The sequence below is a fragment of the Sorangium sp. So ce362 genome, from assembly GCF_051519845.1.
GTDB lineage: Bacteria > Myxococcota_A > Polyangia > Polyangiales > Polyangiaceae > Sorangium.
The window spans coordinates 11,745,404-11,770,275 of sequence record NZ_CP150332.1; the positions used below are offsets into that span (position 1 = coordinate 11,745,404).

Genomic DNA, 24,872 nt, shown 5'->3' on the forward strand with positions numbered 1-24,872 from the left:
CCACCATGCGCACCCGCCGCTCCGCCCCCGCCTTGCTCGCGCCGCTCGGCGCCGTCGGCCTCGTCGCCCTGGCCGGCTGCGACGAGCCGAACCTGCTGCGCGCCAAGCCGATCGAGAACCGGTTCGAGCTTGTCGGCGGCCCTGTGGCGATGGCCGATGTCGGCGATTTCCTTCTGGAAAACGACCAGATCCGGGTCGCGATCCTCGGGCCGCGCCACTCGCCGGGGCCGGGCGTCTACGGCGGCTCGCTTGTCGACGCCGACCTGCGCCGCCCCGACCCGCGCTTCGCGAGCGCGTCGGGGCGCGATCGCTTCGCCGAGTCGTTCCCTGTCGCCAACCTGCTCGTGCCGGATCCGGGCGCCACCGAGGTCTTCGTGGCGCGCGACGGCTCCGACGGGCAGGAGGCGATCGTCCGGGTCGAGGGCGACGGCGGGTTCCTCTTCCACGCGCTCGGCGTGCTGAGGACCCAGGAGGACCTCCTCGGCCTCCTGTTCGACGGCCTCAAGCCGGACCTGCGCTTCCGCACCGACTACATCCTTCGCCCGGGCGATCGGTTCGTCACGATCCGCACGACGCTCCTCCTGCCGGACAGGGCGGCGGGGTGCCCGAGCGTCGGCTCCTGCGCGCTCGAGTGCGAGCACGGCCTCGCGGCGGGCAACGACGGCTGCCCCGCGTGCGCCTGCGGGGAGCCGCTCTCGCTCGACAACTACACGGGGCCCTCGGACATCTTCCGGGGCATCCTCGGCGACGACCGCACCAAGGGCCCCGAGCGGAAGGGCGGCATCGTCGCCGGCGATTTCGTCTTCTTCGGCAACCAGAACGACATCTTCGGCCCCGGCATCGGGTTCGACGAGGAGAAGGCGGTGTTCGAGGCCCTCTTCTCCGGCCGGGACACGTTCCAGCGGCCGCTCAGCTTCGACTTCGTGGCCGCGGCGGGCGGCGACGTCAGCTACGGCTACTTCACGAAGGCGCGCCCGGGCGACCCGCCCTCCACGGTCAACGTCCCGGTCTTCACGAGCGCGGCCACCGCCTTCCTGAGCGCCGGCAAGAGCTGCCTCGCCGCGGGCGACGACGACGAGGCGTGCGACAGCAAGCGGTCGTTCACCTACGAGCGCTACTTCGCCGTGGGCGAGGGCGACATCGCGAGCGTCGCCGAGGTGATCCACGCCGCCCGCGGCACGGAGACCGGCGCGCTCGAGGGCGTGGTCCGGTGGCGGTCGACCGGCGAGCCCGTGCCGAACGCGCGCGTCCACGTCTTCCGCGACCCCGATCCGGGCGCGCGCTTCGCGAGCGTCGACGCGCTTGTCGAGGCGAACCTCGCGCGCTCGGGCGACGTGGGGCTCCTCGTCTCCATCGACGCCGACGTCGGGCTCGATCCGGTGGAGGACGGCGATTTCCACGCGCGGCTCGTGCCCGGCGGCTACCTGCTCGTCGCGGAGAGCCCGGGGGGCACGGCGCTGTCCGCGCCGATCCGCGTCGCGCTCGGCGCCGGGGCCGCGGTCTCGGTCGCGGCGGACCTGCCGAGCCCGGCGCGCCTCGCGTACCGGGTCGTCGACGAGGGCGGCCGGCTCGCCCCCGCCAAGCTGACGTTCGTCGCGCTCGACGCCGCGGGGCAGCCGCGCGAGGGCGACGGCCTGCGGCGGGTCTACCTCGGCCACAGCCGCCTCGGCAGCGGCGTCCGGCAGATCGAGCGCTCGGCGACGGGCGACGGCTCGGTCGAGCTCGAGCCTGGCCGCTACCGTGTCCTCGTCACACGCGGGCCCGAGTTCGGCCGGTTCGAGGTCCCGGACCTCGAGGTGCGCGCCGGGGAGATGCGGCGGATCGAGGCGGTCGTGCCGCGCGAGGTCGACACGACGGGCTGGATGTCGATCGACATGCACCTGCACCAGCGCCCGAGCTTCGACAGCGGCATGCCGCTCGAGGAGCGGGTGACCTCGGCGGTCGTCGAGGGGCTGGAGGTCGCGGTGGCGACCGATCACGACGTGCACACGGATCTCGAGCCTGCGGTGAAGCAGCTGGGGCTCGAGCCGTTCCTGAAGACGGCGATCGGCGCCGAGGTCTCGACGCTCGAGCTCGGGCATTTCATCGGCTTCCCGCTCCGTTACGACGAGCTCTCGGTGCCGGATCACGGCGTCTTCGACTGGGTTTGCCGCGCGGGCGGGGACGTGATGGACGGCATCCGCGGCACGGCGGCGGACGGGGAGGACGCGCTCATGATCGTCGCTCACCCGCGCGACGGGTTCATCGGGTACATCGACCAGCTCGGCGTCGACCCGTTCACGCTGGACCGGACGATCCCCACGCTCGAGGCGAGCAACCCGCTGTTCCAGGCGGGCAGCTGCGATTTCGACGCGATGGAGGTCTTCAACGCGAAGCGGTTCGATCTGCTCCGGACCCCCACGGTGCAGGAGGTGGTCGATTTCAACCGCTGCCTGTCCCGGATCGACGCTGCGGAGGACGAGGCGTCGCTCGGCGCGGCGTGCAGCGAGCTCCCCTCCGGCCTGCCGGCGTGCCGGCCTGGCGAGCGGTACGCGGTGTGCCAGCAGCGCGCCCGCTCGGCGCTCGCCTGGGCGGTCACGAAGCGGATCCTGACGAGGACGCCCGAGGAGCAGGAGGCGATCTGGGGGTTCGACAGGACCGCGGCCGAGGGGGAGGCGCTCTGTCGGGTCGGCGAGGGGGGAGCGGTCCCGGAGGAGGACGCGGATCGGCCGTGCACCTTCCATGCGGGCCAGGTCGACGACCTGTTCCGCTACCTCGATCACGGCTTCTTCCCGACGCAGATCGCGAGCAGCGACAGCCACGGCGCCTCGCCGGAGCCGGGCTTCCCGCGCACCTACTTCCGCTCGCCGACCGACCAGCCTGCGGCGATCGAGCTCGGCGAGGTCACCGGGTCGCTGCGCGCCGGCAGCGCGTTCGCGACGTACGGTCCGTTCGTGCGCGCGGGCGTCGGCGGCGTGACGTTCGGCGGCGTGGCGCGGGTCGAGGGGGACACGGTGCCGCTCGATCTGCGGATCGAGACGGCGAGCTGGTTCGGCGTGGATCGCGTCGAGGTGTACATGAGCGGCCGGCTGGTCCGGGTGCTCGAGCCGGACGCGGGCCCCTCGGCGATCGTGGACGTCGACACGCGGCTCGAGCTGCCGGCGCCGCCGTCGGACGGCTGGGTCGTGGTGGTGGCGATGGGTCTCCGCGACGAGAACCTCCTCACGCCGGTCGCGTTGCCTGTGTCGTTCGGCGAGCTCCAGCTGCCGCGGGTCGCGAGCCTCGCGTTCACGCAGGTCGAGGCGCTCTCCCGGTTCTTCACGGCCTCTCCGCCGGTGCCCGACTGGTACCCGGTGGCGCCCTATGCGGTGACGAACCCCATCTTCCTGGATCGCGACGGCAACGGCGTTTACGACGCCCCGCGCGGCCCGCCTCCGTTCTGCGCGAGGCCGTGCGACCCGGCGGTGATCGACCCGTCGCAGTGCCCGCAAGGGCAGGAGTGCCTTCAGGAAGAGGCCGTCTGCGGGATCTTCGTGCTGGGGCGCTGCGAGGACAAGCAGGCGTCGCAGTAGCGCCCGGCGGGTGGGCGCGCGGCCGCGCCGACCTCCGGGGCGGCGGCGGTGGCTGGCGGAGCGCGCCGCGGGTTCAGTGGGCCGCTCCGGCGCGGGGCGGCGCGAGCGCGTGGGCGACGGCGCTCTGCAGCGTCGAGTGGGCGACGATGCCGCGAAGGTCGATCCCTCCCTGCACGAGCGCGCGGGCGACCTCCGGCTGCATGCCGGTCAAGATCGCGCGCGCGCCGAGCAGCCGCAGCGCCGACGCGGTGCGGATCAGCGTGTCGGCGACCCCGGCGTCGACGTGCTTCAGGCCCGTGATGTCGATGATCACGACGGACGGGTTGTGGCGCTGGACGCCGACGAGGGTCGCCTCCAGCACCTGCGCGGCGCGCGCCGCGTCCATCGTCCCGATGAGCGGCATGACCAGGACACGATCGGTGATCGGGATGATGGGCGTCGCCATCTCGGAGAGGCGCAGGCGCTGCACCTCGATGACCTCCTCCTGGAGCGCCGCCCGGTCCTGCTCGGCGCGCTCGCGTTCGCGGAGCTCCTCGAGCAGCCGTTCATTGGTCCGGTTCAGCTCTTCTGCCTTCTGCGACAGGCGTTCGTTGACCGAGCAGAGCTCTTCGGTGCGTCGCTGCACCTCGCTCTCGAGCCGGTCGTTCATGGCGCGATGCCCCTCCGAGACCTCCTGCAGGCGACCGTAGAGCAGCGCGTTCTCGAGCGCCGCTGCGACCTGCGCGCCCAGGAGGCGGACCAGCTCGGCCTGCTCCGGGGTGAAGGCGCCGCTGGCGAGCGCGTTCTCGACGTACAGCACGCCCGTGAGCCGGTTCTGGTGGATGAGCGGAAGGCCCATCACCGACTTCGGCCGGCGCGCGGAGAGGTAAGGATCCGCCGCGAAGCGAGGGCTCGCCGCGGCGTCGTCCAGGATGACGAGCTCTCGCGTGCGGGCCACGTAGTGGACGATGCTGACCGGCAGATCCGAGGACTCCTCGAGCGGACGCCGGAGCTCCACCTCGATCGATTCAGGGTCGATCGTGATGGCCGCCTCGATGACCAGCCGTCCCTCGCGCGCGAGCACCAGGAAGCCGCGCTGGCCGCCGGCGCTCGAGAGAACGGCGCGCATCACGCGCTCGAGCGCCCTCCCGAGCACGAGCTCGCTGGAGATCGCGTGCGTCGCCTGCAGCACCGCCGCGACATCGACGAGCTTGTTGAGGAGCGGGTGGCTCACCGACACGGTGCTCGATCGAGAGAGGGTCTGATCGCGCTCCGCCGCGGGCGCTCGATCGACGGAAAGCGCGTCGAGCCCGTGCTGCCGGATCAGCCCCGCGGCCTTTCGTTCAGCCCCCCACTGCCGGTAGGCGTGCATCGCGGCGTTCAGGTAGAGCGTGGCGATGCGCCGCCGGCCCTTGCGAGCGTAGTACAGCCCGGCCAGCTCCGACGCGAGCGCTTCGTACTGTATGAACTCGCTCTGGCGGGCGGCGTCGATGGCGTCGTCGTAGAGCTCCATCGCCTCCCCGTCGCGGCCGGAGGTGCGCGCCATCTCGCCGAGGACCAGGAGGTGCTTCGCGCGGAAGTTGTCAGGGCACTGGCTCGCCCAGAGCTCGAGCTTCTCGAGCGACGCGGAGAGCGCCTCGGCGTGCCGCTGCCGCTCGCGCTCGTCGTGCTCGCCGAGCGCGATCAGCGTGAGCGCGAGATAGAAGTGGTATGTCGCCTCGATCGGCATCGCCATGACGGCCCCGAGGACGGGACGCGCCGCCTCCGCCGCAGCGAGCGCCGCCTCGGGGCGGCCGTGGGAATAGAGCAGGATGAGCCGGATGATATGATAGAAGGCGATGCCGCACCCGAAGCTCGCCCGGGTGAGCGCGGCCAGGCACTCCTCCTCGGCGAAGCCCTCCTCGTTCAGCGAGGCGTCGGCCTCCGTGAGCCCCTTCAGGCTGCGCAGAAACTGCTGCTCCAGGCGGATGGTCTCGAGGACGGCGTGATTGCCTGTCTTGCGCGCGAACGACGCGAAGCGCTCGGCGACGCGGTGGACCTCCGCCAGCGGATCGCCCTTCTCGTAGACCTGCCAGACGGTCTCGAAGGCGAGGTAGCTCGCGTACACGAGGTCGCCGGCCTCGAGGCACGCGAGGAACGCCCTCTCCAGGATGGGCAGGTCGTCCCGGATGTGATGGACCCAGAAGTTGATGTGATCGCCGTGGAGGTGCAGCAGCGTCCCCCGCAGCGCGATGTCCCCGAGCTTCTCGTTCAGGCGGATCGACATCTCCGAGAAGCGGAATCCAGAGGGGATATCGCCGAACGCCGAGACCAGCATGAACCCGTACACGCTGTAGGCGAAGCACGACGCCTCGGTGTTGCCGTGCCGCAGCGACAGGTTCAGCATCTTGAGCGCGATGAGCGGGAACACGCTTGGCCGCCCGATGTACGCGCAGGGCGCGCAGTCGGCGAGCAGGTGGATGACCGCGCGGATGTGCTCATCGGCGAGCAGCGGCGCGTGCAGGATGTCCTCGATGCTCCTGCCCGCCATGCTCTCGGGGATCTGCGCGATCTCGGCGGAGACCGCGGCGCCGATCTCCTCGCTCGTCTCAGGGATCTCGACGTCGAACAGGCGCAGCGCCTCCTGCCCCACGGTGACGCCCTCGTCGTAGCGGCCCGCGACCTGATAGAGCTTCATCCGCAGGCTCTGGACCCGTGCCCGATCGAGGTTTGACCGCGCCACGTCGAGCAGGCGCTGGAACAGCGCCTCGGCCTCGACGAAGCGGCCGCACAGGTACTCGCACTCGGCCGCCTCCAGCGTGAGCGCCCAGCGCAGCGCGTGGTCCCCCGAGGCGCCGTCGTCTCCGATCGCGCACCGTCCGGCGCTGAAGTACTCCGCCGCGGCCCCGTATGCGGTCGAGCCCTTGGCCTTCCTCCCGGCGCGCAGGTTCAGGCGCCCGAGCAGATCGCGCTCGCCGGGATCGGCGATGAGGGGGGCTCCGTAGTTCAGGTGGTTCACGATGTCGAAGAGCTGCTCTTCCTGCGGCTCCCCGCGTTGACTGGCCAGCATCAGGCGGCCGACGCGCAGGTGGGCGGCGCGCTTGTGCTCGTCCGCGATGAGCGCGTAGGCCGCCTGCTGGACGCGATCGTGCAAGAACTGGTAGGAGACGGCGAACGACGCCTCGCTCGCGGGCTCGTCGTGGGATTGCTCTCCCGGCTGCACGAGCCGGTAGTCTGCGTCGATGGGGAGCAGGAGCCCTTCCTGCATGGCCCCCCACAGGTCCTGCGCCGACTGCGCGGCAGGCTGCTCGGAGATCGTCGCGAGCGTGCGCAGATCGAACCTGTGCCCGATGCACGCGGCGAGCTGCAGGGCGCGCTGGGTGGGCGGCGAGAGCCTCTGCAGCTTGGCGATCATGAACTCGACGACGTTGTCCGTCACGGCCCGCGACTCGATGGCCGCGAGGTCCCATGCCCATTGGCCGATCTCCGGCTCGCAGCGGAGGAGCCCGTCGTCGCTCAACATCCGCAGGAACTGCCCGATGAAGAACGGGTTGCCCTGCGTCTTCCCGTGGATGAGCTCGGAGAGCTGCGCGACGTCCTGCGCCGTGCGTCCCAGGGCGTCCGAGACGAGCGCCGCCACGTCCTCCGGCGAGAGCGGCGCGAGGGGGATGTCCGTCACCGCCGCGTTCGCGGCCCGGATGGCGTCGAGGGTGATGATGAGCGGGTGCGCCGGGCTCACCTCGTTGTCGCGGTACGCCCCGACGACGAGGAGATGGCCCGTGTCGGGGTCGGTGAGAAGGAGCCGCAGCAGCCTGAGCGACGCCGGATCCGCCCATTGCAGGTCGTCGAGGAGCAGGACCAGCGGGTGCGACGGGGCGGTGAACACGCCGAGAAAGCTCCGGAACACCATGTCGAAGCGGTTCTGCGACTCGGAGGGGCCGAGGGCCGCGACGGCGGGCACCTCGCCGAGGATGAGCGCGAGCTCGGGGATGAGATCGACCAGGACCCCGGCGTTCGCGCCGAGCGCCGCGCCGAGCTCTGCTCTCCAGCGGGACAGCACCTCGGTCCGCTCGGAGAGGAAGTGCTGCACGAGCCCCCTGAACGCCTGGACGACCGAGGCGCAGGGCACGCCGCGATTCAGCTGATCGAATTTCCCGTGGGCGAAGTGGCCCCCGACCCTGGCGATCGCCTTGTAGGTCTCGTGGACCAGCGCGCTCTTGCCGACGCCGGAGTAGCCGGAGACGAGCACGAGCTCCGCGGCGCCGGCCCGGGCCCGCTCGAAGGCGGAAAGGAGCCGGTCCCGCTCCACGTCCCGGCCGTAGATCTTCTGCGGAACGCGCAGATCGTAGCTGCGATCGCTCCGCCCGATGGGGAAGGGACGGACCCGGCCCGTCTGCTCGAGGGAGCGCAGGCACTCCGCGAGGTCCACCTTGACGCCGTACGCGCTCTGGTAGCGGTCCTCGGGGGTCTTGGCGAGGAGCTTCATGACCACCTCGGACACCGGCTGAGGCACGTCCCCGCGACGCTCGTGCGGCGGGACGGGCGGCCGCGCGATGTGGCTGTAGATGACGTCGATCGGATCGGCGTCCGAGAACGGCAGCGCGCCGGTCAGCATTTCATACAAGGTGACGCCGAACGAGTAGAGATCCGCGCGGTAGTCGATGCCCCTGTTCATGCGCCCGGTCTGCTCGGGCGATATGTACGCGAGCGTCCCTTGCAGGGTGGAGACCGAGGTCGACTCCTGGAACTCCTGCTGGAGCCGCGACGCGGCGCCGAAGTCGATGAGCGTGGCGCGGCGGAGGTCTGAGCTGATGATGATGTTTCTTGGATTGATGTCCTTGTGCGTGATGTGGCAGCGGTGCACCGCGCCGATGGCGTCGGCGATGGCGACCGAGAGCGCCAGCGCCGTGCGTAGATCCGCCCGGCGATCGTGGAGGATTGCCCGCAGGGTCGTGCCCTCGACCGCCTCGGTGACGAGGGCGAGCCCGCCGCGCGTCCTCTCGAGCCCGCACACCCGCACCACGGCATCGAGGTCCAGATCGCGCAGCAGATGGAACTCGTGCCGTAATAGGGCGAGATCGCGGACGCTCGGGTGCTCGCCCTTCAGCGTCTTGATGACGACCGGCCGCTGATCCGCGGCGCGGCGGCCGCGGTAAACGAGGGTCTTGCTGCCTTCATGGATCAGCTGCTCGACGACATGTCCCGCCAAATCGAACGATGCTGTGGTCATGCGTACTTGTGCTCGCGCTCGTGATGGCCCTGTCCGCCGCTGGCGTTTGCTCAACTACAGACCGAGAGCATCAGTATAGGAGAGTCCTCTGCGGGTTTGCGCGTCGAATGCAAATATCAGCGGATCGACGTGTGCTGCGTCACGCTCCCGCGTCGTGTCGCTCGTCGTTGAGCGTCACGCGGAGCGCTTGTCTAGAGTGCATCTCGTTGCATCGTCAGCGCACCTCGCGCGCCGGGGAGGTCGAGCTCTGGCGCTCGGCTTACCCCCCCTGCGAGGTGTGGATCATCGCGATCGGTGGGCCGCGATCGTCCTCGCGTCCCCGTGATCTCCCCTCGATGCGGCAGGATTTATGACGCGATGCGTTATGGTGACTGCACGACCGCGAGGAGCCCTCGCGGCTGCGACGCCAGATCGAGCGTCGGGTCGACGAGGGCGCGGTAGGGCCCTCCGTTCAGCGACGCGACGACCTTGGCCGTGACGATCGGCCGCACCCCGAAGTCCTCCCGCCAGCGGTCGGCGACGTGGTGCGCGAAGTCGACGATCATGTCGGGCCGCGCGCTCATCTCTCCGAGCTGGCGATGGGTGAGCCACGCCTCGAGGTCGAGCGACTCGCGCACGCCGGTCCTCGGATCCAGCACGCGGATGTCGAGCTCGCTCACGTTCTTGTCGCGCAGCTTCATTCGCCACGAGAAGCGGTGTCCGGCCTCGTTCCAGGCGACGTCGCCCGGATAGACCCAGTGGCGGAGCGGCACCACGAGGTGGACCAGGAGATACCCGTGGAGCAGCGCGAGCGGCAGGGCGTGCCGCGGCGCCGCCGAGGGGACCTGGGCGCCGCCGCCCGGGCGCTCGGCGCCATTGAAGAGGAAGGGCAGCCGCCGCCTCGGCCACGAGGGATCTGCGAACAGCGCGAGCGAGGCGATCATCGCGTAGGGGAAGATCCCGATCTTGAACAGGAGAGCATTGGAGAGGTTGAACACCACGGCGAGCGCCGCGCCGAGCGGGAAGGTACGTCGCGAGAAGAGCAGGAAGCCCATCGAGAGGTCGATGAGCAGCCCCGCATACGAGAGCGCGAGCCCCGCGGCCGGCGTGGCGAGGAGCGGCCCGACGAGGGGCGCGCCGCGGTGCTCGGCGAGCCACATCGTGAGCGGCTGTCCCCGGAGCCAGTCGCCGTTCAGCTTCGCGATGCCGCCGTAGAAGTAGACGAGCCCGATCTGGGCCTTCAGGGCGAAGAGGTAGAGGCGCGGCACGGTCTCCGCCGGCGCTCTCTGCCCCTCGTCGGCCGGCGAGGCGCGCCGCGCGCGGAGGCGATCGAGCGAGAGGGCGCGGTGCGCGGGGGCGGCGGCGAGCAGCAGGCCGAGGAGGCAGAGGAGATAGAGGTGGTTGAGGTACTGTGCCTTGTCGAGGAGGAAGACATACGTGAGCGCGGCGCAGAGGAGCGCGGCGCTCACCCGGTAGAAGAGCCCGACGGCGCAGAGGAGCGCGAGCACGAAGAGGGCGGCGAAGTGCCAGTACATCCCTGTCCCGCCCCAGGGGCGGATGAAGGGGACGAAGCTGAAGAAGAAGCCGGGCTCGATGTAATAGCGAGAGATCCGATCGTGGAGGACGTACCGGACGACCTCCCACGCGATCAGGGCGCCATAGCCGACGCGGAAGACGGCGAGCGAGGCGGCGTCGACCTCGGCGGTGAGGTGGGCCGCCCAGCGCCGCGTGAGGTCACTTTCAGTGCCCGTGCCCGTGCCCGTGCTCGTGCTTGTGCCCGTGCTTGTGCTTGTGCCCGTGCTTGTGCTTGCCGTGCACGTGGATGTGGACCGGCCGTCCGTCGTCGTCGTCGTCGTCGTCATCGTGGATCACCACCACGCCTGGGGTCGTCTTGACCTTCACGGCCACGTTCCAGGTCGTCGCCACGATCACGCTCACGGCCGGCGCGCTCGGGCCGACCACGACGTGCACGCCGGGGCGATAGCCGACGAGCACCACGTCGGCGTGCGTCGGGTGGGCCACGACGACGGTGAGCTTCACGGGGTTCACCCTGGCCGCGACCGTGCCGACGCAGTAGAGGCCGTCGGGGCCGGGGGTCAGCAGGACGACCTCGGAGCTCGACCCCACGAAGCCGAGCTTGATCTTGCGGTCGCCGACGGGGATCGGCTTGAGGTTCGCGTCGAGGACATACACCCTCACCTGGCCGGAGGCCTTGTCCGCGACCACCTCGACGGTGTCGTCGCCGACCACCTGGATGATCCCGCCGTTCGGGCCCGTCTTGCCCGGCGGGATGGGCTGCCTCTCGGCCTTCCGCGCGCCCTCGACGAGGACCTTCGTGCCTCCTACGGGCACGTGGAGCGTGCCATTCCACGGGTTTCCGGCGACGACGACGTTGTACTTCACCTCGGTGAGATCGGCCTCGAGCTTGGGCCCGGCCGCGATGAGGAGCCCTGTCTTTGCGTCGAGCGCGAGCGGGACCTGCGCGTCGCCGTTCGGCCCTTTCCAGGTGAGCGTGCCGCTCACCTCCTTGTCGATGGGCTTGCCGTCAGGCGCCCTCACGATCGCCCTCACGGTGCCGTCGGGCGCGATCTCCCATCCGACCGAGCCGCCGTCGTGCTCCTCGGTCAACGGCTCTTCGAGGGCCACCGGGACGGCCTCGATCGACTCCTCGGTCACGGTGGCCTCGGCGGTGCTCTTGCACCCTGCCGCGAGGGAGCTGCCGGCGATCAGGGCGGTCAGGGCGACTACGGAAAGGACGCTCTTGGCGTGCATCAAAGCCTCCAAACCGAGGAGGCTATCGCAGGGGCTCCGCTGCGTCTGTACGAACCCTCTCGCTCGGCGGCGATGGGGGTCATGGGCGACGACATTGGGCGCGCCGAGACCACGTCTCCCGTGATCCTCGCTCGTGCGGCCCTGCGCGACGAGATTGTGAGCGTCGAAGGGGCCTTTGGCAGAGCGCCTCATGGGATGACGAGCGCTGTGGACGCTCGAGGCGGCTCGCCAGGCGCGATCGCGAGCGTTTGCGAATGCCTCTGGCGGCTCGCCAACGCGCCGCCGCGCGCCTCCGTAGGCCCCGGATCGTCCGCGCCGCCGGGCTTCCCTCCAGGGGCTCTTCGGGCTAGCGTCCCGGGCGAGCCCGTCCTGCCATGTCCCAGCGCGTCTATGTCGGCCTCATCGGATACGGCCTCGCCGGCGCCGTCTTCCACGCCCCCCTGATCCGGTCCATCCCTGGGCTGCGCCTCGCCGCCATCGCGACCCGCCGCGAGGGCCAGGTCATGACCGACCACTCGGGCGTCGCCGTGCATCCGACGCCCGAGGTGCTGATCGCCGAGCCCGGGATCGACCTCGTGGTGATCGCCTCGCCCAACGAGACCCACTTCCCGCTCGCGCGCGCGGCGCTCGATGCGGGCAAGCACGTGGTCGTCGACAAGCCGTTCACGATCACGAGCGCCGAGGCGGACGAGCTCATCGCGCTGGCCGCGCGCCGGGGCCGGCTCCTGTCGGTGTTCCAGAACCGCCGCTGGGACGCCGACTTCCTCACGGTGCGCCACTGCATCCAGCAGGGCCTGCTCGGCGAGGTGGCCTCGTACGAGGCGCACTTCGACCGCTTCCGCCCCGCCATCAAGCAAGGCTGGCGGGAGCAGGAGTCGCCGGGCTCGGGGATCCTGTACGACCTCGGCGCGCACCTGATCGATCAGGCCCTCGTGCTCTTCGGCCCGCCGCGCGCCGTCACCGCCGACCTCCTGGCGCAGCGGCCCGAGGCGCGCACCGTCGACTATTTCCACCTCACGCTCGACTACGGCAAGCGCCGGGTGATCGTGCGCTCCTCCACGCTGGTGAGCGAGCCCGGCCCGCGCTTCGCGATCCACGGCGACGGCGGGAGCTTCCTCAAGCACGGGATCGACGGTCAGGAAGACGCCCTCAAGGCGGGCAAGCGCCCGGGCACGCCGGAGTGGGGGCGGGAGGACCCGCGCTGGTTCGGCACGCTGGTCACGGCGGGCGGCGAGCGCCGCGCGATCGAGAGCCTGCCCGGCGCGTACGAGGCCTATTACGAGGGCATCGCGGCGGCGATCCTCGACGGCGCCCCGCCGCCGGTGCGCGCCGAGGAGGCGCGCGATGTGATCCGCGTCATCGAGGCCGCGATGAAGAGCTCGGCCGAGCGGCGGACGATACAGCTCGGCGCGTGATCGGAGCGGCGCGCGCGCCGTTCAAAGAAGGACAGGGGAGGCCACGGCGAGCCCCCTCGCCGTGGGCCTGGCAGCTCGGAAGAGCGGCCGCTGTGCGGGGAGGATCAGCGCGCCGCCGCGAGCGCCGCCTGCATCGCGACGCCCATCTCGGCCGGCGTGGCGGCCACCTTGGCCCCCGCGGCCTCGAGCGCCGCGATCTTCTCGGCCGCGGTGCCCTCGCCGCCCGCGATGATCGCGCCGGCGTGGCCCATGCGCTTGCCCGGAGGCGCCGCGCGGCCGGCGATGAACGCGGCCACCGGCTTCTTCATGTTCTGCTTGATCCAGGCCGCGGCGCGCTGCTCGGCCGTCCCGCCGATCTCGCCGATCAGCACGACCCCGTGCGTGTCGGGATCCTGGTTGAAGAGCTCGAGCACGTCGATGAAGTCCATGCCGCCGACCGGATCGCCGCCGATGCCCACGCAGCTCGACTGGCCGATGCCGAGCGCGCTCAGCTGGCCGACCGCCTCGTAGGTCAGCGTCCCCGAGCGGGAGAGCACGCCGATGTGCCCCTTCTTGTGGATATGGCCCGGCATGATCCCGATCTTGCACTCGCCGGGCGTGATCACGCCGGGACAGTTCGGCCCGATGAGGCGCGCCGGCTTGCCGTCGAGGAAGCGACGCACGCGCACCATGTCGAGCACCGGCACGCCGTCGGTGATGCAGATGACGAGCTTGCAGCCCGCGTCCACGGCCTCGGTGATCGCGTCCGCGGCGCCGACCGGCGGGACGAAGATGCACGAGACGTCGGCGCCCTCGTTGCGCACGGCCTGCTCGACCGTGTCGAAGATCGGCACCTTGTCTTCGAAGCGCTGGCCGCCGCGACCGGGCGTCACGCCGGCGACGACCTTCGTCCCGTACTCGATGCAGGCGCGGGCGTGCTGCGACCCGTAGGCGCCCGTGATGCCCTGGAAGACGACCCGCGTGTCCTTGTTGACGAGGATGCTCATCGCTTGATTACTCTACCTTCAACGTGGACAGGAGCTCGGCAATCGCCGGTCGCTCGCTGCTCAACTGGGTTCGGGGCTCGGTGCTCGCGGGCGCCTAGGCGCCGCTCTGGGCCTTGCCGCCGCGCGTGGCGGCGACGATCTTCTGCGCGCCGTCGGCCATGGAGCTCGCCGACTGGATGGTCAGGCCGCTCTCGTCGAGCAGCTTGCGGCCGGCCTCGACGTTGGTCCCCTCGAGGCGGACCACGAGAGGCACCTTGAGCCCGAGCTCCTTCGCCGCGGCGATGACCCCGGCCGCCACGACGTCGCAGCGCATGATGCCGCCGAAGATGTTCACGAAGATGCCGCGGACCCGCTCGCTCCGGAGGATGATCTGGAACGCGGTCTTGACCTGCTCCTGCGTGGCGCCGCCGCCGACGTCGAGGAAGTTCGCCGGCTTGCCGCCGTAATGGAGGATGATGTCCATCGTCGCCATCGCGAGCCCGGCGCCGTTCACGAGGCAGCCGATGTCGCCGTCGAGCGACACGTAGGAGAGCCCGGACCGCTTCGCCTGGAGCTCGACCGGATCCTCCTCGTCGACGTCGCGCATGGCGTTCCACTCGGGGTGGCGGAACTCGGCGTTGTCGTCGAAGCTCACCTTCGCGTCGAGCGCAAAGACGTCTCCCGCGCGGGTCACGACGAGCGGGTTGATCTCGAGCAGCGAGCAGTCCTCCGCGGTGAAGCACGTGTAGAGCGAGGCCACGAGCTTCAGGAACTGGCGCTGCGTCTCCTTGGCCGTGAGCCCGAGCGCGATCGCGAGCTGCCGCCCCTGGTACGGGGCGAGGCCGAGCACCGGATCGATGAAGAGCTTGACGATCTTCTCCGGCGTGCTGTGGGCCACCTCCTCGATGTCCATGCCGCCCTCGGTCGAGGCGATCACCGCGACGCGGCGGCGCTCGCGATCGACGAGCATCGCGAAGTAGAGCTCGCGCGCGATGTCGAGGCCCTGCTCGATGTAGAGCCGCCGGACCTTCTGCCCCTCGGGGCCCGTCTGCTTGGTGACGAGCTGCATGCCGAGGATCTTCTCGGCGAGCGCGGTCGCTTCGGCGCTGCCGCCCTTGGCGACCTTCACGCCGCCGCCCTTGCCGCGGCCGCCCGCGTGGATCTGCGCCTTCACGACGACGACCGGGTTGCCGGTCTGGGCGATCAGCCGATCGGCGATCGGCGCCACCTCGCTCGCCTGGAAAGCGGGCTCCCCATTCGGTACCGGCACCCCGTAGCGGGCGAAGAGCTGCTTGCCTTGATACTCGTGGATTTTCATGAGAGGGGCCGCCACCCTATCACAAGGGTCGGCCCCGCGAGACGCGAAAAACAGGGTCGCCGGGCGTCAGTCGCGTCGCGCGTGGTCGCGTGGTCGCGTGGTCGCGTGGTCGCGTCGAGCTCGCTACGTTTCGAGTGTTTCGTGCCGACCCCCGCCCATCAATGGAAAAGTCCGGCGCTGCGGCGCTCGACGTCGTCTGCCTCCGTCGCTGTCAGGCGCCCGCCCTGACGCGTCGAGCGCCACAACGCCGCTCCCGTCTCGTCACTTGGCGGCGTACGGGGGCGGCTCGGGCCGCCGGAGGGCCACGAGGGCGAACAGGCCGGGCAGGATGTCGTCCTCGACCTTGGAGACCTTGCCTTCGAGGCTGATCTTGAGCTCGTCGAACGGCGTATAGGTGAGCCCGGCGCTCGCGGAGAGGCTCGGCTGGGGGGCGAACAGGAACGCAGAGAGCGCGCCCCCGGGCTCGTGGAGAGCCTGGACTCGAAAGAGCGGATGGATTGCCACCGTCGGAAGGATATTGGCGATGATCTCGCCTCCCACCCAGGGCTTCAGCTCGATCGCTCCGGCCTCGTCCGCCGCGCCGACCAGCCCGACGCTGCCATCGATCGACACCGACAGCGCCTCGGCCGGATAGAGCTCCAGGGCGACGACCGCCGAGTAGAAATCTATCGTCGGATAGAACGCCACGCCCGACCAGGTCGACCAGAGCGCCTGCATCGTGGTCAGGCCGGCGCCGAACGTGGGCGCGTCGACGTCGAGATCGAGGCCGCCGAAGACGTTGACCTCGTATCCATCGCCGAGGACGAGCCCGGGCTCGACGCCGAGCATCCGGCCAGGGACCGTGTTGATCATCGTCGAGAAGGTCGGGAAGTAGTTGATCCAGCTGTCCCAGTCCTCGATGCCAATCGCGTGCGAGACGATGCCGAGCCGGAGGTGGTAGTCCTCCCGGCCGATCTGGAGCATCGCCCACTCGGGAGGGCCGATCTTCAGCTCCTGCGCCGGCAGGGACCACTCGGGGTAGACGAACGCCGGCAGGCCGAACGCCGGCAGGCCGAGCGGCGCCGAGGTGGCCTGCATGTCGAGATCGAGCCGGAAATACAGCGACTCGCTCGCGAGCCGGAGCCCGACCTCGGCCTGGGCGACGGCGTCGAAGCGGTGGATCCCCGGAGGGTCGCGGTGCACGCCGGCGACGATGCTGGTCCCCCCTCCCACCCACATGTCGATGTCGGCCGGGAGCGCGGCGAAGTGCGTTAGCAGCTGGGCCTCCTCTCTCTGTGTCTCGGATGGGCGTCGATCTCGATCCGCGGGCGGCGAGCCGCGCGCCCGCGGCGATCACCGCTGCGCGCCGGTCGTCGCGGCCCGCAGGCGCTCGATCAGCGGGCGCACGACGTCGCTCCGCAGCTTGTACGACGCGCGATTCGCGATGAGAAGGGTGCTCACCTCGGTGACCGTCTCGAGCACCTCGAGGCGATTCTCGCGCAGCGTGGCGCCCGTCTCGACGATATCGACGATCAGGTGAGAGAGGCCTACGAGCGGCGCGAGCTCCACCGAGCCGTGGACGGGGATGATCTCCGCCACCACGCCCTTGCTCGCGAAGTGATCCCCGGCGATCCGCGGGTACTTCGTGGCGACGCGCGGCAGATCGGGGATGGGCGTGCCCTCCGGCCCGGCCACGACGAGGCGGCAGCGGCCGATCCCGAGATCGAGCGGCGTGTAGAGATCGTGACGGCGCTCGAGGAGCGTGTCGCGGCCGGAGACCCCGAGGTCGGCGGCCCCGTACTCGACGTAGGTCGGCACGTCGTCGGGCTTCAGGAATACGTACCGGAAGGCGCCGTCCGCGGTCGGCCGGACCAGGCGGCGATCGTTCTCCTGGAGCGGCGTGCTGTCGAGCCCGGCGCGCTGCACGAGCGGGATCAGGTCCTTCAGGATCCGCCCCTTGGGCACGGCGATGGTGAGCGGCTTCGTCATCCGGCCCGCCCCTCGACCCGCGCCGTGTCGGCGCCGAGCTGCGCGAGCTTGCGCTCCATGAACTCGTAGCCGCGATCCAGGTGGTAGACGCGCAGCACCTCGGTCTCGCCCTCGGTCGCCACGAGCCCGGCGATGACGAGCGAGGCGCTCGCGCGCAGATCCGTCGCCATCACGGTCGCGCCCGACAGCGGCGCGCCGCCGTGGACGTGCGCCGTGTGGCCGTCCACGTCGATGTGCGCCCCCATGCGCGAGAGCTCGGGCACGTGCATGAAGCGGTTCTCGAAGATGGTCTCGACGATGCGCGACGTGCCCTGCGCGAGGCACATCAGGACCATGAACTGCGCCTGCATGTCGGTCGGGAAGCCCGGGTGCGGCGCGGTCGTGATGTCGACGGCGCGCAGCGGCCGGCCGTCGCGGCGGACGCGCACGCAGTCGCCCTCGCGGCCCACCTCGACGCCCGCCTGGCGGAGCTTGGCCGCGACCGCCTCGAGGTCCTCGAGCGGCGCGTTCTCGATCAGCACGTCGCCGCCGGCCGCGGCCGCCGCGACCATGTACGTGCCGGCCTCGATCCGATCCGAGATGATCGCGTGGTCGAACGGCTCGAGCTCGTCCGCGCCCTCGATGTGGATGACGTCCGTGCCGGCCCCGCTCACGCGCGCGCCCATCTTGTTGAGCACCCGGCCGAGCTCCTCGACCTCGGGCTCGCGGGCGCAGTTCACGAGCGTCGTGCGCCCCTTCGCGAGCGCGGCGGCCATCATCAGGTTCTCGGTGCCGGTCACCGTCGGCAAGTCGAACACGACCTCGGCGCCGCGCAGCCGCTTGCACTCGGCGACGATGTAGCCGCGCGACAGCCGGATCGTCGCGCCGAGCGCCTCGAGCCCCTTGAGGTGCTGGTCCACCGGGCGCGTGCCGATCTGACAGCCGCCGGGGAGCGACACCTTGGCGCGGCCGAAGCGCGCGAGCAGCGGTCCGAGGACCATCACGCTCGCGCGCATCTGCTTGACGAGCTCGTAGGGGGCCTCGGGCCGCACGTTGTCGCCGGCGCCGACCCTGACGAGCGGCGGGGCGACCTCGACGTTGCGGCCGAGGAACCGGAGCAGCGCGGAGGTCGTGTCGATGTCGCGCAGCGCGGGCACGTTGCGGAGCAGGCTCTCGCCGTCGGAGAGCAGCGTCGCGCAGAGGATCGGTAGCGCCGCGTTCTTCGCGCCGCTGATGCGGATCTTGCCGGAGAGCGGCTTGCCGCCCCGGATCCGGATTGAGTCCATGCCCCGCTATCGCACAACCCGCGGCGGAACGCGATGTTTCGGGGACGCCGCCCGCCGCTCGCGTCCGACGCGCGCCGCGCCGGGCCACCTGCCGCTTGCGTCCGGCGCGCGCCGCGCCGGGCCACCTGCCGCTTGCGTCCGGCGCGGCGCGCGCCGGACGACGGGCGCCCCGCTTTGCCCGGCGCTGGTCTAGTCTCCTCCGGCCATGCGACCGAGCGCCATCGCCCTGTCCTCGCTGCTCGCCGCCTCCGTGGTCTCGCCGGCCGCCGCCCAGCCGTCGGTGGACCTGCGCGGGTTCCGCGCCTCGATCGACCCCGGGGCCGGCGTCTACTCCGAGCCCGCCGCCACCCCGGACACGGGCGAGTGGAGCGCGAGCCTCTGGGGCTCGTACGCCTACCGCCCCATCGTGCTCCGCGATCCGGCCTCGAGCGAGGTCCGCTTCGACGTCATCCGCCACCAGGTCAGCGCCGACTTCGCGGCCGGCGTGGGCATCGCGCGGCGCCTCCTCGTGGGGCTCACGCTGCCGGTGGTCCTCTACCAGGCCGGCGACGCGCCCAGGTCCGACGCCACGCGGGTGCTCGGCGACACGTGGGTCCCGGCGCAGGCGCTCGGCGATCTCGGCCTCGTCGGCAAGCTCACGCTCGTGCAGCCCACCGGCGGCGATCTCGGCGGGCTCGCGCTCGCGCTGCACGAGCGCTTCACGCTGCCGACGGGCGACGAGGCGTCGTTCGTGGGCGAGGGGAGCGTCACGAACGAGCTCCGGCTCCTCGCCGAGTACCGCCTGATCGCGTTCGGTGCGCACCTCGCGGCCGGGCTCAAGCTCCGCGCTGCCCAGGCCCGCTTCGCGTGCCAGGCGACCCCGGCCCCTGCCGCGGGCAGAGATCCGTGCCCCACGGTGTTCGGCCACGAGCTCCCCTTTGGCCTGGGCCTCTCGTTCCGGCCGCAGATCCTGGGCATCGACCCGGAGGGGCGCGCCACGATCTTCCTCGAGGCAAGCGGGCACCTGCCGCTCTCGCCGATCGCGCCGTTCGAGAACCAGGAGACGGCCGCGCTGGAGCTCGGCCTCGCGGCGCGCTACGCGATCGGCGACGTCTCGTTCCTGGGCGGCGTCGGCACCGCGCTGGTCGGCGGGGTCGGCACCACGCCGCTGCGCGCCGTCCTCTCGGTCGCGTGGACCCCGCGCGTCCACGACGCCGACGGCGACGGCGTCGACGACGAGGTCGATCAGTGCCGCGAGCTCGCCGAGGACCTCGATGGCTTCCAGGACGAGGACGGGTGCCCCGAGGGGGACAACGACGAGGACGGCGTCTTCGACGACGAGGACCGCTGCCCGACGCAGAAGGAAGACGAGGACGGCGTCGAGGACGAGGACGGATGCCCCGACCCGTGACGGCGGCGGGGACGGCGCCCCGGCGCGCGGGGGACGCGCGCCCGGACGAGCCCCGCGCGGCGCCCGTCCGGCGACGTCGTCGCTACAGCGCGGGGGCGCGCTGCACTAAGCTCCGGGTCTCCGCATGAGCGACGACGGCTACACGAAGCACGGCGGCGGCCGCCACGAGGGGCCCGCCCGCACCTCGCCGTACCCCCTGAGCCGGCTCTCCGCGCCGCACGACCTTGTCGACGTGGCGCGCGAGATCCAGCAAGCAGACGCGCTGCTCGGCGCGGTCACCGGCGGCAAGCTCGCGCAGATCGCCCGGCAGATCCGGTCGCTGCAGGAGCAGGCGCGGCAGGTCCTCGAGGCGGCGCAGCGCGACAGCGAGCTCCACCGGGCGTCGTGCAACTTCAAGAAGCGGCCCGGCCACGTCTACCACCTCTACCGGCGCGACGACGGCGTCCGCTACCTCTCGCTGCTCTCGCCCGAGGAGTGGGGCGGCTCGCCGCCGCACGCGTTCGAGGGCTCGTACCGGCTCGAGCTCGACATGTCGTGGACGCCGGCCGACGAGGCCGAAGCGCACGACGCCGAGGCCGGCGCGCTCGCGCGGCTCCTCGGCCGCGGCGAGTGACGATGCGCTCGCGCGCTCACGCGCCGATCCGGAGCAGGACCTTCCCGAACGAGGCGTTGCTGGCCACGTAAATGTGCGCTGCGGCTGCGTCGTCGATCGAGAAGATCCGGTCGATGACGGGCCGCACGGCGCGGCTCGCGAGCCACGGGGAGATGTTCCGCTCGAGCACCTGCGCCGCCGCGATCTTCTCCTCGAGCGGGCGCGAGCGGAGCACCGTGCCGATGAGCTCGACGCGCTTGCGCAGGAGCTCGCGCAGGTCGAGCTCCGCGGACGCGCCGGCCGTCAGCCCGACGAGCGCGATGCGGGCCTTCGCCGCGCACGCCCTGAGGTCCTCGCCGACATACGCGCCGCCGACGAGATCGAGCACCGCGTCGACCCCCGCGCCGCGCGTCGCCTTCAGCACCTCGTCGGCGAACTTCCCGCCCGACGCCGCGATCCCGGCGTGCAGCCCGAGCTCCCGGCAGCGGTCCAGCTTGTCCTGGGTGCGCGACGTCCCCACGACGAAGCACCCGAGCGCGCGCGCGATCTGGAGGCCGGCCGTCCCCACGCCGCTGCCGACCGCGTGCACGAGCACGCGCTCGCCGGGGGCGAGCCGGGCGCGCGTCACGAGCGCGTCGTAGGCGGTGACGAACGCCTCGGGGACCGCCGCCGCCTCCTCGTCGGAGAGCCCGTCCGGCACCGGCGCGACCTCGCGCTCGTGGGCGACGATCCGCTCGGCGTAGGCGCCGCCCGCGACGAGGCCGAAGACGCGATCGCCCGGCGCGAAGCGGCGCGCGCCCTTGCCCGCGGCCTCGATCACGCCGGCGTACTCGAGCCCCGGCACGTCCGGCGGCGCGCCCGGCGGCGCCGGGTACAGGCCGAGCCGCTGCAGCAGATCGGCGCGGTTCACCCCGGCGAAGCGGGCGGCGATGCGCACGTGCCCCTCGGGCACCTCGGGCGCGTCCACCTCGCGCACCTCGAGGACCTCGGGACCGCCCGGCTCACGAATGAAGACGGCTCGCATGTTCGATGCTCCACATGGACCGCTCAGTCTTCCATGGGCGGCGGGAGCACGCTCTTCCGGTAGAAGTACTCCACCTTCTCCGAGTCCGGATCGACCGGCTCGCCCGTCCGCTCGGCCGGCGCGCCGCCGCCCATGGCCGCGTCGATCTGCACCTGCTCGAGCGCGTCCATCATGGAGGCCGCGCTCGGGAAGCGCTCCTCGCGGTCGAGCGCGAGCGCGCGCATCGTCACGACGTCGAGCGAGTGCGGCACCTCCGGCCGCAGCATGCGCGGGCGGATCGGCTTGACGCGCTGGATCTCGGCGAGCAGCGCCGCCGGCGTCGGCGCCTTGAACGGCAGCTGCCCGGTGAGCATCACGTAGAGCAGCATGCCCACGGAGTAGAGGTCCGCGCGCGCGTCGAGATCGCGGACCCCCTGCGCCTGCTCCGGCGCCATGAAGGCGGGCGTGCCGGCCACCGCGTGGCTCCCCGCGGCGCCCGTCGAGACGAGGAACGACGCCGCCGACCCGGTGTTGAACGCCTCCGCGACGCCGAAATCGAGCACCTTCACGGTGAGCGGGCCGCGGTCGCCGCCGACGAGGCAGATGTTGTCCGGCTTGAGATCGCGGTGGAGGATGCCCTCGTTGTGCGTGACGACCAGGGCGCTCAGGACCTGGACGGCCACGTCCAGCACGACGGGAATGGGCATCGGGCGCTCGCGTCCGAGCCGCTCGGTGATTGTGTCGCCTTCCAGCCGCTCCATCACGAGGTAGGGCGTGCCGTCCTCGAGCACGCCCAGATCGTACACCTCGACGATGTTCGGATGGCCGAAGCGGCCGGCCACAGCGGCCTCGTTGTGGAAGCGGGCGATCGCCGTCTTGCTCTGCGCGTACTGGCCGCGGAGCGTCTTGATCGCGACCCGGCGCCGCAGGCCGATGTGGATCGCGTCATAGACCATCCCCATCCCGCCCTTCGCGATGACGCCGAGGATGCGGTACCGGTCGTGCAGAAGCCGGCCGACGAGCGGGGCCTCCTTCGTCGGCCGGGGCTGATCTGGGTCGATATCTGGCGGCAGCGGGCCGTCCATCGGCCACCCCGACTCGCCCCTGCTCGTCGGCGGCATCCGCGTCGAGGAGGGCGGGGCGATGCTCGGCGTGAGCGCCGTGCCGTGCACCGGGCACCTTTCGGTGTCCGACGGGTGCGGCAACCCGCACGCCTGGCATCGGATAAAGTGCTGCGGCGGCATCGGGGACCCGGTCAGAGTACGGGTACATCCGCCCATGCAGCAAGCTCGTTCAGGGACCAGCGTCCGGGCCGGGGGAACACGCCCACAGCGTGTGGTCGGGTAGCCAACGAATGTCATCTTCAGCAGCTGGGTTGGATCGGCTCGCAGCTTACGGTAGGCTGAGCTCAAACGTGCCGCAGCCGGTCCGGAAGCCAAGCCGACGAGCGCGGGCGGTGCCGCAGCGAGGGCAGGTCCCAGAATTTGCACCTGAACGTAAACCAGGACGTAAGTCGCAAATAGGTCGCACGTTAGCCGAACGTCAGGCGGCGCGTGATGGGCACGGGGTACGCTTTCCCCGAGCGCCAGCAGTGGGGGCCAGCGGGATGGGAAGGGGAAAGAGACACAGGCCATGAGCACGGCGGAGAAGCTTTCGGACGGTGCCTCGGCCAGCGGAGAGTCCGACCCGCTGCTGGGAAAGGTCTTGAATCAGAAGTTCAAGGTCCACTCCCTGCTCGCGACGGGCGGCATGGGCGTCATCTATCGCGGAGAGCAGATCGCCCTCGAGCGGCAGGTCGCGATCAAGGTCCTGACGCCAACGAACTCATCGAATCAAATCGACCCCAACTTTCATAAGCGCTTCTTCCTCGAGGCGAGCATCCTCGCCAGGCTCCAGCACCCGAACATCGTCACGGTCTTCGACTACGGCCGAGTCGAGAACATGGAGCCCGAGCGGTACTTCATGGCCATGGAGTTCCTCGAGGGCGAGACGCTCTTCCGGCGGCTGCGCAAGGCCGGCCGGCTGTCGGCGCCCGACGCGATGGGCGTCGCCCGGCAGATCGCGCGCGGGCTGCGCGAGGCGCACAAGCACGGGGTGGTGCACCGCGACCTGAAGCCGTCGAACGTCATGCTCGTCCCCGGCGAGGACATCGGGGAGCTCGTCAAGATCCTCGATTTCGGCCTCGTGAAGGTGCTCGCCGACGACTCGGAAGAGCTCACGCAGCAGGGCTCGTTCCTCGGCTCCCCGCGCTTCATGTCGCCCGAGCAGATCTCGCACGGCAAGGTCGATCTCCGGACCGACGTGTACTCGCTGGGCGTGATCGTCTATCAGATGCTCTGCGGGAAGGTCCCGTTCGAGGCGCAGAACTCGGTCCAGATCTTGATCGCCCACCTGCAGCAGCCCGTCCCGCGGATGCGCGAGCGCAACCCCGAGGCCGACGTGCCCGAGCCGCTCGAGGCGTTCGTGCTGCGCTGCCTGTCGAAGGAGCCGGACGGCCGCCCGGCCAACATGGAGGCCTTCATCCGTGGCCTCGGCGAGTGCGCGCAGGCGATGGGCCTGTCCCCGGCGTTCGGCTCGACGGGCCTCGTGACCATGGATTCCGGCGGGACCGGCAGGATGCCGACGCCGATGCCGCCCGTGCGCGTGATGACCGCGATCCCGGCGAGCCCCTCGCCGCCGTCGTCCTCCGGCTCGGCCTCGCAGGTGGACGACGCGTCGCTCGGCGCCGCCTCGCGCCCGGCCGACGCCGCGCCGCAGGGCCGCAAGGGCATCGTGCTCGTGGCGGCGGGGGTCCTCGCCGTCGCGGGCATCGGGATCGCGATGTCGCAGATGCGCTCCAGCGAGCCGGCGCCGCTCGCGACGCAGCCGGAGAAGCCGCAGGTCGCCCCGGCGCCGCCGCCGCCGCCGCCGCCCGCCGACGTCGGGACGTTCGTGCTGATGGTCGAGTCCATGCCCTCGGGCGCCGAGGTCCTGGAGGACGGCAAGCCCCTCGGGAACACGCCGCTCCAGCTCTCGATCTCGAACAGCTCGGTGCGCGCCAACCCGCGCCGGCTGACCGTCCGGCAGGAGGGATACGAGCCGTACTCGATCGTCCAGGGTCACTCGGATCAGTCGGTTCGCCTGGTCGCCACGCTCACGAAGCACGCGGCCGCGCCGACGAGCACGCCGGCCGCGCCCACGCCGCCGCCCCAGGCGGCTCCCGCGCCGCGACCCTACTCCGCGCGGCCGGCCCCGAGGCCCACGCCCTCTCCCGACGCGCCGCCCCCTCCTTCTCCCCGGCCGCTGGACATTCAAATCGAACGATGACCTTCCAGCGCCCCGCACGCCTCATCGCCGTCTCCCCGTCTGTCCTCTCGGCGCGGCCGCTCCGGGCGGATGTCCGTGCCGACGTGGAGGCGCCTCGTTCCAGGCTCTCCACCGAGGGGAACCCCCCGCGAGGCGCCGGTGTGCTGCGCTCTGCGGGACG

15 protein-coding genes and 1 pseudogene are annotated in these 24,872 nt (G+C 71.3%); 5 read left to right on the forward strand and 11 right to left on the reverse strand.

The features are described from left to right. Nucleotides 1-5: 5 nt before the first annotated feature. On the forward strand, nucleotides 6-3,551 hold the full coding sequence (locus WMF17_RS45065) for a PHP domain-containing protein (protein WP_437647110.1): 3,546 nt from the start codon (nucleotides 6-8) through the stop codon (nucleotides 3,549-3,551). A 73-nt stretch (nucleotides 3,552-3,624) separates the two neighbouring features. Here the strand turns inward: WMF17_RS45065 and WMF17_RS45070 are convergent, their stop codons facing one another. The 4 genes and pseudogenes from WMF17_RS45070 to WMF17_RS45085 all read right to left on the reverse strand — a co-directional run bounded on the left by WMF17_RS45070 (nucleotide 3,625) and on the right by WMF17_RS45085 (nucleotide 11,490). Continuing rightward, nucleotides 3,625-8,739, reverse strand: coding sequence for an AAA family ATPase (locus WMF17_RS45070; RefSeq protein ID WP_437647112.1), 5,115 nt, complete (start codon nucleotides 8,737-8,739; stop codon nucleotides 3,625-3,627). A 362-nt stretch (nucleotides 8,740-9,101) separates the two neighbouring features. Next, nucleotides 9,102-9,662 (reverse strand): hypothetical protein, encoded by a 561-nt coding sequence (locus WMF17_RS45075; RefSeq protein WP_437651471.1) that lies wholly within the window; start codon nucleotides 9,660-9,662, stop codon nucleotides 9,102-9,104. Next, a pseudogene (locus WMF17_RS45080) lies at nucleotides 9,636-10,406 on the reverse strand (HTTM domain-containing protein); the annotation flags it as partial. The gene WMF17_RS45075 and the pseudogene WMF17_RS45080, both read right to left, overlap by 27 nt. A 52-nt stretch (nucleotides 10,407-10,458) precedes the next feature. Continuing rightward, nucleotides 10,459-11,490 carry a hypothetical protein gene (locus WMF17_RS45085; protein ID WP_437647114.1) on the reverse strand — a complete coding sequence of 344 codons (1,032 nt, stop codon included), beginning with the start codon at nucleotides 11,488-11,490 and terminating at the stop codon, nucleotides 10,459-10,461. Between the two features lie 374 nt (nucleotides 11,491-11,864). Here WMF17_RS45085 and WMF17_RS45090 point away from each other — a divergent pair, with 374 nt between their 5' ends. Next, the gene (locus tag WMF17_RS45090) at nucleotides 11,865-12,905 is read left to right on the forward strand and encodes an oxidoreductase (RefSeq protein WP_437647116.1); all 1,041 of its coding nucleotides are present in this window, start codon (nucleotides 11,865-11,867) and stop codon (nucleotides 12,903-12,905) included. A gap of 104 nt (nucleotides 12,906-13,009) precedes the next feature. Here the strand turns inward: WMF17_RS45090 and sucD are convergent, their stop codons facing one another. The 5 genes from sucD to murA all read right to left on the reverse strand — a co-directional run bounded on the left by sucD (nucleotide 13,010) and on the right by murA (nucleotide 18,421). Then, complete coding sequence (sucD, locus tag WMF17_RS45095; RefSeq protein WP_437599712.1) at nucleotides 13,010-13,891, reverse strand: succinate--CoA ligase subunit alpha; 882 nt, start codon at nucleotides 13,889-13,891, stop codon at nucleotides 13,010-13,012. Nucleotides 13,892-13,985: 94 nt separating this feature from the next. Beyond that, a complete protein-coding gene (gene sucC / locus WMF17_RS45100) occupies nucleotides 13,986-15,188 on the reverse strand; it encodes an ADP-forming succinate--CoA ligase subunit beta (protein ID WP_437599713.1) in 1,203 nt (400 codons plus the stop codon). A gap of 261 nt (nucleotides 15,189-15,449) precedes the next feature. After that, entirely contained in the window at nucleotides 15,450-16,406 is a 957-nt protein-coding gene (locus WMF17_RS45105; RefSeq protein ID WP_437599714.1) for a hypothetical protein, read from the reverse strand. Between the two features lie 114 nt (nucleotides 16,407-16,520). Continuing rightward, the gene (gene hisG, locus WMF17_RS45110) at nucleotides 16,521-17,156 is read right to left on the reverse strand and encodes an ATP phosphoribosyltransferase (protein ID WP_437577337.1); all 636 of its coding nucleotides are present in this window, start codon (nucleotides 17,154-17,156) and stop codon (nucleotides 16,521-16,523) included. Continuing rightward, a complete protein-coding gene (gene murA, locus WMF17_RS45115; RefSeq protein WP_437599716.1) occupies nucleotides 17,153-18,421 on the reverse strand; it encodes a UDP-N-acetylglucosamine 1-carboxyvinyltransferase in 1,269 nt (422 codons plus the stop codon). The genes hisG and murA overlap by 4 nt, the downstream gene beginning before the upstream one ends. A 205-nt stretch (nucleotides 18,422-18,626) precedes the next feature. Here murA and WMF17_RS45120 point away from each other — a divergent pair, with 205 nt between their 5' ends. Beyond that, entirely contained in the window at nucleotides 18,627-19,811 is a 1,185-nt protein-coding gene (locus tag WMF17_RS45120; protein ID WP_437647118.1) for a hypothetical protein, read from the forward strand. Nucleotides 19,812-19,935: 124 nt separating this feature from the next. Beyond that, the gene (locus WMF17_RS45125; protein WP_437599718.1) at nucleotides 19,936-20,424 is read left to right on the forward strand and encodes a DUF2452 domain-containing protein; all 489 of its coding nucleotides are present in this window, start codon (nucleotides 19,936-19,938) and stop codon (nucleotides 20,422-20,424) included. A 16-nt stretch (nucleotides 20,425-20,440) separates the two neighbouring features. On the opposite strand, the gene WMF17_RS45130 is transcribed toward WMF17_RS45125, so the two are convergent. Both WMF17_RS45130 and WMF17_RS45135 read right to left on the reverse strand, forming a co-directional pair. After that, nucleotides 20,441-21,427: an NAD(P)H-quinone oxidoreductase gene (locus WMF17_RS45130; RefSeq protein ID WP_437599719.1), complete on the reverse strand. Its 987-nt coding sequence runs from the start codon at nucleotides 21,425-21,427 to the stop codon at nucleotides 20,441-20,443. 23 nt (nucleotides 21,428-21,450) lie between these two features. Beyond that, complete coding sequence (locus WMF17_RS45135) at nucleotides 21,451-22,578, reverse strand: serine/threonine-protein kinase (RefSeq protein WP_437599720.1); 1,128 nt, start codon at nucleotides 22,576-22,578, stop codon at nucleotides 21,451-21,453. A 460-nt stretch (nucleotides 22,579-23,038) separates the two neighbouring features. Here WMF17_RS45135 and WMF17_RS45140 point away from each other — a divergent pair, with 460 nt between their 5' ends. Then, the gene (locus tag WMF17_RS45140) at nucleotides 23,039-24,712 is read left to right on the forward strand and encodes a serine/threonine protein kinase (RefSeq protein WP_437599721.1); all 1,674 of its coding nucleotides are present in this window, start codon (nucleotides 23,039-23,041) and stop codon (nucleotides 24,710-24,712) included. The last annotated feature ends 160 nt before the right edge of the window (nucleotides 24,713-24,872 follow it).